This window comes from Rhodoferax sp. GW821-FHT09E07 (assembly GCF_059416145.1).
In genome coordinates, this window is sequence record NZ_JBWKOP010000008.1 from 220,289 (window position 1) to 232,499 (window position 12,211).

The 12,211-nt window shown below is 62.4% G+C and carries 13 protein-coding genes and 1 tRNA gene; 6 read left to right on the forward strand and 8 right to left on the reverse strand.

Annotated features, from left to right (window positions below):
- The first annotated feature begins 21 nt into the window (after nucleotides 1–21).
- Entirely contained in the window at nucleotides 22–1,227 is a 1,206-nt protein-coding gene (locus AC07OE_RS17185) for an MFS transporter (protein WP_495071793.1), read from the forward strand.
- A 6-nt stretch (nucleotides 1,228–1,233) separates the two neighbouring features.
- Complete coding sequence (locus tag AC07OE_RS17190; protein WP_495071794.1) at nucleotides 1,234–1,938, forward strand: type 1 glutamine amidotransferase; 705 nt, start codon at nucleotides 1,234–1,236, stop codon at nucleotides 1,936–1,938.
- A gap of 7 nt (nucleotides 1,939–1,945) precedes the next feature.
- Here the strand turns inward: AC07OE_RS17190 and AC07OE_RS17195 are convergent, their stop codons facing one another.
- From AC07OE_RS17195 to AC07OE_RS17220, 6 genes are read right to left on the reverse strand one after another with little or no spacing between them, the layout of a single operon-like run.
- Nucleotides 1,946–2,629 (reverse strand): CBS domain-containing protein, encoded by a 684-nt coding sequence (locus AC07OE_RS17195; RefSeq protein WP_495071795.1) that lies wholly within the window; start codon nucleotides 2,627–2,629, stop codon nucleotides 1,946–1,948.
- Nucleotides 2,630–2,666: 37 nt separating this feature from the next.
- The gene (hemW, locus tag AC07OE_RS17200; protein WP_495071796.1) at nucleotides 2,667–3,905 is read right to left on the reverse strand and encodes a radical SAM family heme chaperone HemW; all 1,239 of its coding nucleotides are present in this window, start codon (nucleotides 3,903–3,905) and stop codon (nucleotides 2,667–2,669) included.
- A gap of 6 nt (nucleotides 3,906–3,911) precedes the next feature.
- Nucleotides 3,912–4,517 (reverse strand): non-canonical purine NTP pyrophosphatase, encoded by a 606-nt coding sequence (locus AC07OE_RS17205; protein WP_495071797.1) that lies wholly within the window; start codon nucleotides 4,515–4,517, stop codon nucleotides 3,912–3,914.
- A 43-nt stretch (nucleotides 4,518–4,560) separates the two neighbouring features.
- A complete protein-coding gene (rph, locus tag AC07OE_RS17210) occupies nucleotides 4,561–5,289 on the reverse strand; it encodes a ribonuclease PH (RefSeq protein ID WP_495071798.1) in 729 nt (242 codons plus the stop codon).
- A 36-nt stretch (nucleotides 5,290–5,325) separates the two neighbouring features.
- Nucleotides 5,326–6,243: a PP2C family protein-serine/threonine phosphatase gene (locus tag AC07OE_RS17215; RefSeq protein ID WP_495071799.1), complete on the reverse strand. Its 918-nt coding sequence runs from the start codon at nucleotides 6,241–6,243 to the stop codon at nucleotides 5,326–5,328.
- On the reverse strand, nucleotides 6,240–7,247 hold the full coding sequence (locus AC07OE_RS17220; protein ID WP_495071800.1) for a serine/threonine protein kinase: 1,008 nt from the start codon (nucleotides 7,245–7,247) through the stop codon (nucleotides 6,240–6,242). Before AC07OE_RS17220 ends, AC07OE_RS17215 begins: the two co-directional genes overlap by 4 nt.
- A 79-nt stretch (nucleotides 7,248–7,326) precedes the next feature.
- Between AC07OE_RS17220 and AC07OE_RS17225 the strand changes: the two genes are divergently transcribed.
- The 4 genes from AC07OE_RS17225 to AC07OE_RS17240 all read left to right on the forward strand — a co-directional run bounded on the left by AC07OE_RS17225 (nucleotide 7,327) and on the right by AC07OE_RS17240 (nucleotide 11,449).
- A complete protein-coding gene (locus AC07OE_RS17225; RefSeq protein WP_495071801.1) occupies nucleotides 7,327–8,244 on the forward strand; it encodes a YicC/YloC family endoribonuclease in 918 nt (305 codons plus the stop codon).
- Between the two features lie 37 nt (nucleotides 8,245–8,281).
- On the forward strand, nucleotides 8,282–8,902 hold the full coding sequence (gmk, locus tag AC07OE_RS17230) for a guanylate kinase (RefSeq protein ID WP_495071802.1): 621 nt from the start codon (nucleotides 8,282–8,284) through the stop codon (nucleotides 8,900–8,902).
- Nucleotides 8,903–8,918: 16 nt separating this feature from the next.
- Entirely contained in the window at nucleotides 8,919–9,122 is a 204-nt protein-coding gene (gene rpoZ, locus AC07OE_RS17235) for a DNA-directed RNA polymerase subunit omega (protein ID WP_310345473.1), read from the forward strand.
- Nucleotides 9,123–9,208: 86 nt separating this feature from the next.
- Complete coding sequence (locus AC07OE_RS17240) at nucleotides 9,209–11,449, forward strand: RelA/SpoT family protein (protein ID WP_495071803.1); 2,241 nt, start codon at nucleotides 9,209–9,211, stop codon at nucleotides 11,447–11,449.
- On the opposite strand, the gene greB is transcribed toward AC07OE_RS17240, so the two are convergent.
- On the reverse strand, nucleotides 11,446–12,006 hold the full coding sequence (greB, locus tag AC07OE_RS17245; protein WP_495071804.1) for a transcription elongation factor GreB: 561 nt from the start codon (nucleotides 12,004–12,006) through the stop codon (nucleotides 11,446–11,448). The genes AC07OE_RS17240 and greB overlap by 4 nt on opposite strands.
- 63 nt (nucleotides 12,007–12,069) lie before the next feature.
- Nucleotides 12,070–12,146, reverse strand: a tRNA-Arg gene (locus AC07OE_RS17250).
- Between the last annotated feature and the right edge of the window lie 65 nt (nucleotides 12,147–12,211).

The window sequence follows — 12,211 nt, forward strand, 5'->3', positions numbered from 1 at the left end:
GCCGGGGATAATCGGACATCCATGTCCCATCCCCCCAAACTCTCCCAACAAAGCGCTTTCATCCGTTACTGGCTGGCCCGGCTGGCCGGCATCATGGGCAACCAGATGCTCATGGTGGCCGTAGCTTGGCATATGTATGACCTGACCTCCAGCCCGTGGGACTTGGGCCTGGTCGGACTGTTCCAGTTCGTTCCCGCCTTGGTGATGACCCTGCCCGCCGGCCACCTGGCGGACCGGTTGCACCGCGGCCGCATTTTTGCGGCTTGCATGTTCGTGCAGGCGCTGGTGGGGGCCACCCTGGTCAGCGCCACCCTGGGGCACTTTGCCTCGCGAGAACTGATCCTCGGTATCTCGGTGGTGTTGGGGCTGACCCGTGCCTTCCAGATGCCGGCCCAGCAGGCGCTGGTGCCGCTACTGGTTCCGCCCAGCCTGCTGGCGCGAGCTGTGGCGCTGAGCTCCACAGGCATGGAAATCGCCGTCATCAGCGGGCCAGCGCTGGGTGGCTTGCTGTACGTCACCGGTGCAGTCAATGTCTACCTGTGCTGCACCCTGCTCATGCTTACCGCTGGACTGTTGATTCTGGCCGTGCGCTACGCGCACCGGCCCTCACACCTGGCCGCCACCTGGGCCTCGCTGTTTGCGGGTGTAGCCTTTGTCTGGCAGCGCAAGCTGATTCTGGGTGCCACCTCGCTGGACCTGTTTGCCGTGCTGCTGGGCGGCGCCACCGCACTATTGCCGATTTACGCGCGCGACATCCTGCACACCGGCCCCGTGGGCCTGGGCCTGCTGCGCGGCGCGCCGGCTGTGGGCGCACTGCTGATGTCGCTGGCCGTGGCCCGCTGGCCGCTGCGCCGCTATGTGGGCAAACGGCTGCTGGTGGCAGTGGGTATCTTTGGCTTGGCCACAGTAGTCTTCGGTTTGTCGCACTCCTTCTGGCTGTCGCTTATCGCACTGGCCATCACCGGTGCGGCAGACTGCGTCAGCGTGGTCACGCGCAGCACCCTGGTGCAACTGGAAACGCCGGACGAGATGCGCGGCCGCGTCTCAGCCGTCAACTCAATTTTCATAGGCGCATCCAACCAGTTGGGCGAGTTTGAATCGGGCGCCACCGCCGCCGTATTTGGGCCCATGGGTTCGGTGGTGCTGGGTGGCCTGGGGACGGTGCTGGTGGCGGGTCTGTGGTTCAAGCTGTTCCCCGCGCTGGCGCAGCGCGACCTCATGGAATAGCAGCGCATGCGGCCGGTTGCCATCGTCCAGCACCTGGCCGACGACGGCCCGGCGTTCTTTGCCACCTGGCTTGGGGCGCAGGGCATCCCTTTCACCCTGCACCGCATGCACTTGGGCGAGGCCTTGCCCGCCGATATCGGGGCCTGCGCCGGCCTGTGCATTCTGGGGGGCGCCATGAGCGCCAATGATCCGCTGCCCTACTACCCGCGCTTGCTGGAGCAGATACGCCAGGCGATGGCGGCCGATGTCCCGGTCATCGGCCACTGCCTGGGCGGCCAGCTCATGAGCCGCGCACTGGGCGGCACGGTGCAAGCCGCCGCTCACACCGAGATTGGCTGGACGGACCTGGAACTAGCCGACCCGGACGGCATACGTTGGGTCGGCACACACACGCCGCTGCGGCAGTTCCAGTGGCACAGCGAATCCTTCAGCATCCCCCCGGGCGCGACACCGCTGCTGCGCGGCCAGTGGTGCACCAACCAGGCCTTTGTGGTCAACGATAGGCACCTGGCCATGCAGTTCCACTGCGAGGTGGACGAAGCCAAATTACAGGAATGGCTGCGCGACGGCGCAGACCTGATGCGCCGCACTCCGGGGCCTGCGGTGCAAACGCCGGAGGGCATTCTGTACACCCTGCAGAACGACTTGGCAAACAGCCAGGCGATTGCCCACAGCCTCTACACGCGCTGGGCACAAGGCCTGCGCCGCTAAATCAGCGTCAGGTCCACAGGTCCAGCGGAGGGTCGGCCACCACAGCGCGCAGGATGTCCGAGCGCGAAACAAACCCGGTCACCATCCCCTGCTCATCCACCACGGGCAAACCCGGCAGCCCCGTATCGAGCAGCACACGTGCCACGCGGCGGATATCGGTATCCTCCGCCACACTGGGCACGGGGGTCCACATCAGGTCCACCACGCTTTGTGCCAGTAGCGCGCGCCACACCAGCGGGTGGCTGTCGGCCTTGGGCAGGCGGTCCGGCCGCATCAGCTCAGCGCGCGACAACAACCCTACCAGCACTCCGGCGGACGACACCACGGGCGCCTGGCCTATGCCATGCTGGCCGAGCAGGCCCCAGGCCTGCTCCACATTGAAGCTGTCGGGTACGGTGAGTACCTTGGCGCTCATGATGGCGTCTACCCGGGTCAGCGGCTGGCGTTGCATCTCCGGTTTGCGCACGTCCTCATAGGCCGCGAGCGCGGTGCGATGGGCCAGGTCGGTGGGCGGGTCTGCAGGGGGCGCGGACAGCAAGTCACCAAAGTGGGAGGGGCCGTGGTCCTGCGCATCCTGCTCGATGGGGGCAACGCCGCGCGTGCGGGTCAAGCCCGTGGTAGCGCCCACACGGCGCAGCTCTTCCAGCGAGCCGCGAAATACACGTCCTGCCGTGCCGTAGACCGAAAACATGGCGTTCCCCTCTGCTCAGGGCCTGCCCATGGGCCCTTCAGCCCGAATTGGACAGGAAAAGCGCCTGCAAGTCACTCAAAAAGTCGAAGCCGCGCACCGTGGGGTGCACGCGTGCAAAGTCGCGTTCGATCAGGCCCTTGCGTTCGGCCTCTTGCAGGCCGGCCTCGATGGCGGTGATGGCCAGCCCCGTGCGCTCCGTGAAGTCGCGCAGACCAAAGCCGTTGCGCAGACGCAGTGCGTTCAGCATGTACTCGAACGGCAGGTCGGCGCGTGGCACCTCGTTGTCTTGCGCCAGCGCGTTGCCCGCCAGAGCCTGCTCCATGTAGCGCGCGGGGTCGCGAAAGCGCACCTGGCGCACCACGCGGTGCGCAAAGCTCAGCTTGCTGTGGGCGCCCGCGCCGATGCCCAGGTAGTCGCCAAACTGCCAGTAATTCAGGTTGTGGAAACAGCGGTGTGCGGGCTTGGCATAGGCCGACACCTCGTAGCGCTCCAGCCCGGCCACGCCCGTCACCTCGGTGAGGTGGTCCAGCATCGCATAGGCCGTGTCGTCCTCAGGAATCTGTGGCGGGAACTTGGCGAAGTAGGTGTTGGGTTCGATGGTGAGGTGGTAGATGGAGATATGCGGCGGCGCAAACTGCAGCGCCAGCTTCACATCGGCATCGAGCTGCTCTAGCGTCTGCCCCGGCAGGGCGTACATGATGTCCAAGTTGAAGGTATCAAACGACTGCGCCGCCTCCTCCACCGCCGCCAAGGCCTGCGCGCGGTCGTGCACCCGGCCCAGGGCTTTGAGGTGCTCGTCATTGAAGCTCTGCACCCCAATGGACAGGCGCGTGACCCCCGCACTGTGGAAGGCCTTGAAGCGGTCCTTCTCAAAGGTGCCGGGGTTCGCCTCCATCGTGATCTCGCAGTTAGCCTCCAGCCGCAGGCGCGCGCGGATGTCGGCCAGCAGGCGGTCTATGGACTGCGGCGAGAACAGGCTGGGCGTGCCGCCGCCAATGAAGATGCTGTGCACCGTGCGGCCCCAGATCAGCGGCAGCGCGGCTTCCAGGTCCGCGATCACGGCGTCGATGTAGCGCTGCTCCTGCAAACCACTAGCACTTTGTTCGTGGGAATTGAAGTCGCAATAGGGGCATTTTTTCAGGCACCAGGGCAGGTGCACATACAGGGAGAGCGGTGGCAAAGCCGGCAACTGCAGGGTGCCGGGACGCATGTAGTGTTGGATGTCGCGCTGTACGGCGGCCTCCGCATCGCCCCCCAGCGGCGTGATCAGAATCATGGCGGCTCAGGCCCCCAGCCAGTTAGCGCGAATGAGCGCGGCCATGGCCTGGGACGCACGACCGCGGTGGCTGTTGGCGTTCTTCACCTCCACCGGCAGCTGGGCGAAGGTCTGACCAAACTCGGGAATCCACATGATGGGGTCAAAGCCAAAACCGTTGCTACCCATGCGCTCCATGGCCACCTCGCCCACCACGCGGCCCACGGCAATCAGCGGCTCGGGGTCTTCGGGCGATCGTACGGCCACCAGGGTGCTGACCATGGCGCAGCGGCGGTTGGCAATGCCCACCATCTGCTCCAGCAGCGCGGTCACGTTGTTGTCGTCGCCCTTGGCGTAGCCGTGCTGGGTAGCGTAGTAGGCCGTATCCACACCGGGCAGGCCGCCAAAGGCGTCCACGCACAAGCCCGCGTCATCGGCCAGCGCTGGCAGGCCCGTGTGCTGGGCCGCATTGCGCGCCTTGGTCAGCGCGTTTTCCACAAAGGTGCGGTAGGGCTCGGGTGCCTCGGGCACGCCCAGGTCGCCTTGGCGCACCAGCGTACAGCCCAGCGGGGCAAACATGGCTTGCAGTTCGGCCAGCTTGCCCTGGTTGTTGGATGCGAGAACAATTTTCATAGGAATTGGCTTGTAGCCCCCGTCGACATTGCGCAATAAGCTATTAATTTGATAGTGCCTGTTGCTGCAAAATCATCAACTCGGTGATACCTTTTTCTGCCAGACCCAGCAGCTGGTCCATCTCGGCACGCGTGAAGGCCACGCCCTCGGCCGTGCCCTGCACTTCCACAAAGTGGCCCGCACCGGTCATCACCACGTTCATGTCGGTGTCACAGGCCGAGTCTTCGGTGTATTCCAGGTCCAACAGCGGCGTACCCTGCACGATGCCCACGCTGATCGCAGCCACCGCGGCGGTGATGGGGGTCTCGGCAATCTTGCCGGCCTTGAGCAAACCATTCACCGCATCCTGCGCGGCCACAAAAGCACCGGTGATGGCGGCCGTGCGGGTGCCGCCGTCGGCCTGGATCACATCGCAGTCGAGCTGGATGGTGCGCTCGCCCAGCTTCTTCAGGTCAAAGATGGCACGCAGAGAACGGCCGATGAGGCGCTGGATCTCCTGCGTGCGGCCGCTCTGCTTGCCCTTGGCGGCTTCGCGGTCGCTGCGGCTGTGGGTGGCGCGCGGCAGCATGCCGTATTCGGCGGTTACCCAGCCCTCACCACTGCCGCGCTTATGGGGCGGTACACGCTCCTCCACGGATGCGGTGCAGAGCACCTTGGTATTGCCAAACTCGATGAGCACCGAGCCTTCGGCGTGGATGGTGTAGTGGCGGGTAATACGCACCGGGCGCAAAGCATTAGCGGCGCGCGCGCTGCTGCGAACGAATCCAGTCATGACAATCCTTCAGGAATGAATGCCGCAGCGCGGGCCTCAGCCCTTGCGTGCAGCGGAACGGCGAATCGCCTCGTTGATTTCGGCAATGGAGCGCTCGATGGCCGCATCGTCCAGGTCGTCGACATCGGAGTCCAGCCAGCCTGCTTGCACCGTGGAAGCGAACACGCCTTCTTCGATGTTGTCGGTCGAGATCGCACCGCGCGTGGACTCGAAGCTGTCCGGCGTCTCCCACTCCATCGCAATCAGTGTCACGTTGTCGCAGTGCGGCCCACCATTGACCAGCGCCATCTCCACCAGATCGGGCGCCGCCACGGGCACGGGCTTTTGCGCCAGCTGGTAGACGATGTTGGCGTCATCCACCGTGCCCCACAGTCCATCCGAGCACAGCATCATGCGGTCGCCCTGCTGCAGCGGCACGGGACCGGTGATGTCAAACACGGGCTTGGTCGGCGAGCCCAGGCAGGTGTAGAGCACGTTGCGGTTGAACACCGCCGCGCCTGAGGCTAGCGGACGCTCCTCACCTTCGCGCTGCTCCATGTAGGAGTGGTCTCGCGTACGGGCCAGCAACTCGCCCTGGCGCACAAAGTACAAACGCGAATCTCCGCAATGCACCCAATGCGCCGAACCATGCTGCACCACCGCCGCCACCAGCGTGGTGCGCGGCGTATCTGCCAAGTGTTTTTCGGTGGCGTAGCGCAGGATTTGTCGGTGTGCCGCCATGACGGCACGGTGGAAAAAGGCATTCACGTCCTCAATTTCGGGCGTAGCTTCCTTTTGGTACAGCGCAGAAATGACCTGCAATGCCATCTGCGCGGCGACCTCGCCCTCAGGATGCCCACCCATGCCATCGGCCAACAAAAACAGGCCCGACGACTTGGTGTAGCAATACCCCATGCGGTCTTCGTTTTTTTCGCGGCCGCCCTTGCGGCTGATCTGGAAGACGGAAAATTTCATTTGGGTTTGCCCGATGCCGCCACCGCACCCTGCACGGTCTTCTTGGTGTCTGCCACCATGGAATCAAACTGCATGCGCACCTTCTCGCCCACGGTGAGCTTGGTGTAGCGGCGCTCGCCCTCGCGGGACAGTTCCTTCTGCAGCGCAAACACGGACTGCGGACGCGATAGCGGGTCCAGCGACATGCACCACTCCACCACCTCAATCAGATTGTCGGAATACACACCGCGCAGACGGGCCAGCGCGGTGGTGATGCGGTCTTTTTCCAGACGTTGCGGCGCCTCGTTGGGCGGGTAGCCTTGCATGCAAGCGTAGATGCAGGCACCGATGGCATAGATATCGGTCCAGGGACCCATGGACGCATCGCGGCGGTACATCTCGGGTGCCGCAAAGCCCGGCGTGTACATGGGGCGGATGAAGTTGCCTTCCTTGCTCAGCACTTCACGCGCGGCGCCGAAGTCGATGAGGACCGAACGGTTGTCGTCAGTGATAAAGATGTTGGCGGGCTTGATGTCCAGATGCAGCATCTTGTGCTGGTGCACGATGCGCAGCCCACGCAGGATCTCGTCAAACAGCGAGCGGATCGTGGACTCGCGGAATACCTTGCTCTTCTTGAGGTCGCGCGCGGTGACGATGAAGTCCTGCAGGGCCGCGCCCTCCAGGTAGTTCATCACCATGTAAACAGTTTCGTTTTCGCGGAAGAAGTTCAGCACGCTCACCACCGAGGGGTGGGAGATTTGTGCCAACGAACGGCCTTCTTCAAAGAAGCTCTTCAGGCCCAAACGGTACAGCGAGAGCTTTTCGGGCTGCACCTGGGGCAGCAACTCGCCCGGCGCGCGACTGGCCAGCGAAGACGGCAGGTATTCCTTGACGGCCACCTGCTGACCCTCCGAATCCAGCGCCAAGTACACCAACCCAAACCCCCCGGCGGCAACCTTGCGAATGATGCGATAGCCGCCAATGATGGTGTCGGGGGGTAGGGGTGCTGGCTTGACCTTTGACATAAATTGCGGGGTATGGGCTCGTCGGTAGCGTGTGAACCGGGTTATTCTCGGGGCCGTTTCAACGCAGCGAGAACCCGTGATGCCAGTTTACAGCATGACTGGCTATGCCAGTGCCCAGCACAGCACAGCCACCAGCGCCCCGGAAGGCGAGCCCAAAAACCAGCCCATCACCCAGCTCGGCTTGGAGATCCGCTCGGTCAACAGCCGCTTTCTGGACCTCACGTTTCGCCTGCCCGAAGACCTGCGCCAGTTCGAACCGGCTCTGCGCGAACTGCTGGGCGCCAAGCTCAAGCGCGGCAAGATTGAAGTGCGCGCGTCGGTGGAAACCACCAGCGCCAGCAACATCCCCGACCCCACCCCAAAACTATTGCAGCGCCTGAACGCCGCGCAGGACAGCATCCGCGCTTGGCTGCCCAGTGCCAACCCGCTGAGTGTGGCTGACGTGATCCGCTTGGCCGCTGCCGAACAAGGCAGTCAGCGCGACTGGAGTGCGGATGTGATGCCACTGGCTGAAAAGACGCTAAAAGAGCTGCTGACTGCACGCCAGCGCGAAGGTGCCCGCCTGGCCACCATGCTGCTGGGTCACATCGCTCAACTGCGCACGCTGGCCGAACAGGCCGGCCCGTTAGTGCCCAAGCTCGTGGAGCAGCAGCGCACACGCTTCATGGAGCGCTGGAAGGAGGCCATGGCCCTGACCGATGGCACCACCCTGCCCGAAGCCGCGCAAGACCGGGCGCTGACCGAGGCCACCGCCTTCGCCATCCGCATCGACGTGGCCGAAGAAATCACCCGCGTGAACTCCCACTTGGACGAGCTGGAGCGCCTGATCAAAAAAGGCGGCGAGATCGGCAAACGGTTGGACTTCCTGATCCAGGAGCTGCACCGCGAGGCCAACACCATGGGCTCCAAGTCCGCAGCGCTGGAGCTAACCCATATCTCCGTGGACATGAAGGTGCTCATCGAACAGATGCGCGAACAGGTACAGAACTTAGAATAAGGCGACTTCAGCCACCGCCACCTCGGAGCCTATGTCAATGGACTACCCCGGAAACCTCTTTGTCGTCGCTGCCCCCAGCGGAGCGGGCAAGTCCAGCCTCTGCAAAGCCCTGCTGGAACTCGATTCGCGTCTGCAACCCTCGGTCTCCCACACGACGCGCCCACCACGCGGCCAGGAAAAACATGGCCGCGAATACTTCTTTGTCTCGCAGCAGGAATTTGACGCCATGGTGGCAGCCGACGCCTTTGTGGAATGGGCCCATGTCCATGCCAACCGCTACGGCACCTCGAAAAAAGCCATCGAAGACCGCATGGCCATGGGCGCAGATGTGATCCTGGAAATCGACTTCCAGGGTGCCGTGCAGATCAAAAACGTATTTGCCAATGCCATCTGCATCTTCATCCTGCCCCCCAGCTGGGAAGAGCTGCGCTCTCGCCTGGAGCGCCGCGGCGAGGACTCACCAGAAATCATTGACATGCGCATGAAAAATGCCCAGATGGAAGTGGCGCAGGTCGGAAAATTCGACTTCGTTATAATCAACGAGTTATTCGACCGTGCGCTTTTCGACTTGAAAGCCATTGTCCACTCCCAGCGCCTTAAGGTCTCCGCACAGCGCCGCGCCCGTGCCGAGACATTCCAAGCGCTGAACATCCTGTAGTTTCCCGGAGATTTCCATGGCCCGCATCACTGTTGAAGACTGCCTCGAGCAGATCCCCAATCGCTTCCAACTGGTTCTGGCAGCCACCTACCGTGCACGCATGCTCAGCCAAGGCCATACCGCCAAGATCGAGAGCAAGAACAAGCCCGGCGTCACCGCGCTGCGTGAAATTGCAGCTGGCAAGATCGGCATTGAAATGCTGAAAAAAGTGCCCCTCTGAGCTTTTCTGCTTTAAAAAAAGCACCGCTTGCGGTGCTTTTTTTCGTCTGTACTGCGCCGCTCTGATCCGCACGCTACATTTACGCCATGGGTAGCACTCCACATCTCACCTCACCCGCCGCGGCCGCCAATGCAGTAGCTGCCAGTTTTGCCGGACTGACGGCCAAGCTGGACTACCTGAGCCCCAGCGATGCGGAGCAGGTGCGCTTGGCCTACCGGTTCGCGGATGAAGCTCACTTGGGCCAGTTGCGCAACAACGGCGAGCCCTACATCACCCATCCAATCGCCGTAGCCGCCCAGTGCGCGGAATGGAAGCTGGACGCCCAGGCCTTGATGGCGGCACTGCTGCACGATGCCATCGAAGACTGTGGTATCACCAAAATCGAGCTCATCGAAAAATTTGGCTCTCCGGTCGCCGAACTGGTAGACGGGCTGACCAAGCTGGACAAGCTGCAATTCAACACGCGCGAAGAGAACCAGGCCGAATCATTCCGCAAGATGCTGCTGGCCATGGCGCGCGATGTGCGTGTGATCCTGATCAAGCTGGCTGACCGTTCGCACAACATGCGCACGCTCTCCGACGTACCTCGCGCCAAATGGGGTCGCATCGCCTCCGAAACGCTGGACATTTACGCCCCCATTGCCCACCGCTTGGGTCTGAATCAGACCTACCGCGAGCTGCAGGACCTGTCGTTTCGCCACCTGCGCCCCTGGCGCTATGCCATTCTGGCCAAAGCAGTAGCCAAGGCGCGCAGCCGCCGGCGTGACCTGATCCAGAAGGTGCAAAAAGAAGTCGAAAGCGTGTTCTCCGCCGCGAACATGCCCGTGCGCATCGCAGGCCGGGAGAAGACGCTGTATTCCATCTACAAGAAGATGGACGATAAGCACTTGAGCTTTGCCCAGGTCACAGACATCTACGGCTTTCGCGTGCTGGTGCCGAATGTGACGGACTGCTACACGGCGCTGGGACTGCTGCACCAGCTGTACAAGCCCGTACCCGGCAAATTCAAGGACCACATTGCCATTGCCAAGGTCAACGGTTACCAATCGTTGCACACCACCTTGGTCGGGCCTGCGGGTATCAATGTGGAATTCCAGATGCGCACCGAGGCCATGCACGTGGTGGCCGAATCGGGTGTTGCAGCCCACTGGCTGTACAAGGTCAACAATCCGGAAGACGCATCCAACGACCGACTGGGTACGAAATGGCTGCAGTCGCTGCTGGACATTCAGGACGAGACACGCGACGCCGCTGAGTTCTGGGACCATGTCAAGGTGGATCTGTTCCCCGATGCCGTCTATGTATTTACGCCCAAGAGCCAGATCATGGCCCTGCCACGCGGCGCAACAGTGGTGGACTTCGCCTATGCGATCCACAGCAACATTGGCGACCGCACCATGGCCGCACGCATCAACGGCGAACAGGTGCCACTTCGTACCGAGTTGAAGAACGGCGACGTGGTGGAAGTGGTGACCGCCCCGGTTTCCACCCCCAACCCAGCGTGGTTGGGATTTGTGCGCACCGGACGTGCACGCTCCAAGATCCGCCACCATCTCAAGACCATGGCGCAAACCGAGTCGGAGAGCCTGGGTAGCAAGCTGCTACAACAAGCGCTGCGCTCGGAGGGCATAGAACTCTTTCCGGATGACGACCCCAGCTACAGCGCGCTGTGGGACAAACTGCTGCGTTTCACCGGCAACAAGACGCGCCAGGAGCTGTTGATCGACATTGGCCTGGGCAAGCGCATTGCCAACATCGTGGCCAAACGTATGGTAACCCTGTTGGCGGACAGCGGGGAACGCCCCGACGCACTGCTGCTTACACGCGAACGCTTCACGGCACACGAATCAACGTCGCTGGGCTCCATCACACTGGATGGCAGCGAAAACGCCTCGGTGCAGTTTGCCCCATGTTGCCGCCCCATTCCGGGCGACACCATCGTGGGTTATCTGGGGCGCGGCGAGGGTCTGGTGGTACACCGGGACGACTGCCAGGTGGCGCGCAAGCTGCAGAACAAAGACAGCGAGCGCTTCATTGGCGTCGAGTGGTCCGACGAGCCCATCCGACCGTTCGAGACCGGTGTGGTGGTGACAGTGAACAACGGCAAAGGTGTACTGGCCAAGGTGGCTGCGGCACTGGCATCGGCCGAGGCGGACATCCTGCACATTGACATGGGGCAGGATGGGGTGCAGGATGCCTCCGACCTGCGCTTTGTGGTCGCCGTGCGCGACACGGCCCACCTGGAAACTGCATTGCGCAATCTGCGCCGCACAGCGTCGGTACTGCGCGCAGAGCGCAGTAGCAACGCGTCACCCCACAGCAGTTAGTTGCGCGTCGGAGTGGGGTAACCCACCCGCAGGACCTCAATATCGCCCACGCGGTCGGGCATTACCAGTTTGAGTTCATCACCCACGCGTGCCTTCAGCAAGGTGCGGGCAATCGGAGAAATCCAACTCACCTCGCCCAGCGCACTGTTGGCCTCGTCAATGCCTTTGATGGTCACCGTGCGTTCCACATCCTGGTCATCTACGTAGGTGACAGTAGCGCCAAAGAAAATTTGTTCGTTGCCATGGTGCACCGAAGGATCGGTCACTTCAGCAATCTCCAGACGCTTGGTCAGGAAACGGATGCGGCGGTCGATCTCACGCAGACGCTTTTTGCCATAGAGGTAGTCGCCGTTCTCCGAACGGTCCCCATTGCTGGCAGCCCAGTGCACCACGTCGACGATCTTGGGGCGCTCGTTGTCGATCAGGTCGAGCAATTCTTCGCGCAAGACGGCAAACCCCTGGGGCGTGATGTAGTTCTTGCCGCCGGCGGGCAGCGCAGGCAGTTGCAGCTCGTCATCGTCTGCGCCATCGGACTCTTTGGTAAAAGCCTTGCTCATGGATTTGCCCGGATCAGAATAAGAAAAAGGTCTGCAACCTTGCGATTGCAGACCTCGTCTTTTTGGTGCGGCTGGCAGGAATCGAACCCACGACCCCTTGGTTCGTAGCCAAGTACTCTATCCAGCTGAGCTACAGCCGCTAAGCTTCGTATTCTAGCACGAAGTTTTTCATGCTTTACGGAGAAACCCCAGAAACTTTTCAAAT

Excerpts from the sequence above, each read along its gene's own strand:
- AC07OE_RS17185 (WP_495071793.1), top strand. The coding sequence starts at position 22 with ATGTCCCATCCCCCCAAACTCTCCCAACAAAGCGCTTTCATCCGTTAC.
- AC07OE_RS17190 (WP_495071794.1), top strand. The coding sequence starts at position 1,234 with ATGCGGCCGGTTGCCATCGTCCAGCACCTGGCCGACGACGGCCCGGCG.
- AC07OE_RS17195 (WP_495071795.1), bottom strand. The coding sequence starts at position 2,629 with ATGTTTTCGGTCTACGGCACGGCAGGACGTGTATTTCGCGGCTCGCTG.
- hemW (WP_495071796.1), bottom strand. The coding sequence starts at position 3,905 with ATGATTCTGATCACGCCGCTGGGGGGCGATGCGGAGGCCGCCGTACAG.
- AC07OE_RS17205 (WP_495071797.1), bottom strand. The coding sequence starts at position 4,517 with ATGAAAATTGTTCTCGCATCCAACAACCAGGGCAAGCTGGCCGAACTG.
- rph (WP_495071798.1), bottom strand. The coding sequence starts at position 5,289 with ATGACTGGATTCGTTCGCAGCAGCGCGCGCGCCGCTAATGCTTTGCGC.
- AC07OE_RS17215 (WP_495071799.1), bottom strand. The coding sequence starts at position 6,243 with ATGAAATTTTCCGTCTTCCAGATCAGCCGCAAGGGCGGCCGCGAAAAA.
- AC07OE_RS17220 (WP_495071800.1), bottom strand. The coding sequence starts at position 7,247 with ATGTCAAAGGTCAAGCCAGCACCCCTACCCCCCGACACCATCATTGGC.
- AC07OE_RS17225 (WP_495071801.1), top strand. The coding sequence starts at position 7,327 with ATGCCAGTTTACAGCATGACTGGCTATGCCAGTGCCCAGCACAGCACA.
- gmk (WP_495071802.1), top strand. The coding sequence starts at position 8,282 with ATGGACTACCCCGGAAACCTCTTTGTCGTCGCTGCCCCCAGCGGAGCG.
- rpoZ (WP_310345473.1), top strand. The coding sequence starts at position 8,919 with ATGGCCCGCATCACTGTTGAAGACTGCCTCGAGCAGATCCCCAATCGC.
- AC07OE_RS17240 (WP_495071803.1), top strand. The coding sequence starts at position 9,209 with ATGGGTAGCACTCCACATCTCACCTCACCCGCCGCGGCCGCCAATGCA.
- greB (WP_495071804.1), bottom strand. The coding sequence starts at position 12,006 with ATGAGCAAGGCTTTTACCAAAGAGTCCGATGGCGCAGACGATGACGAG.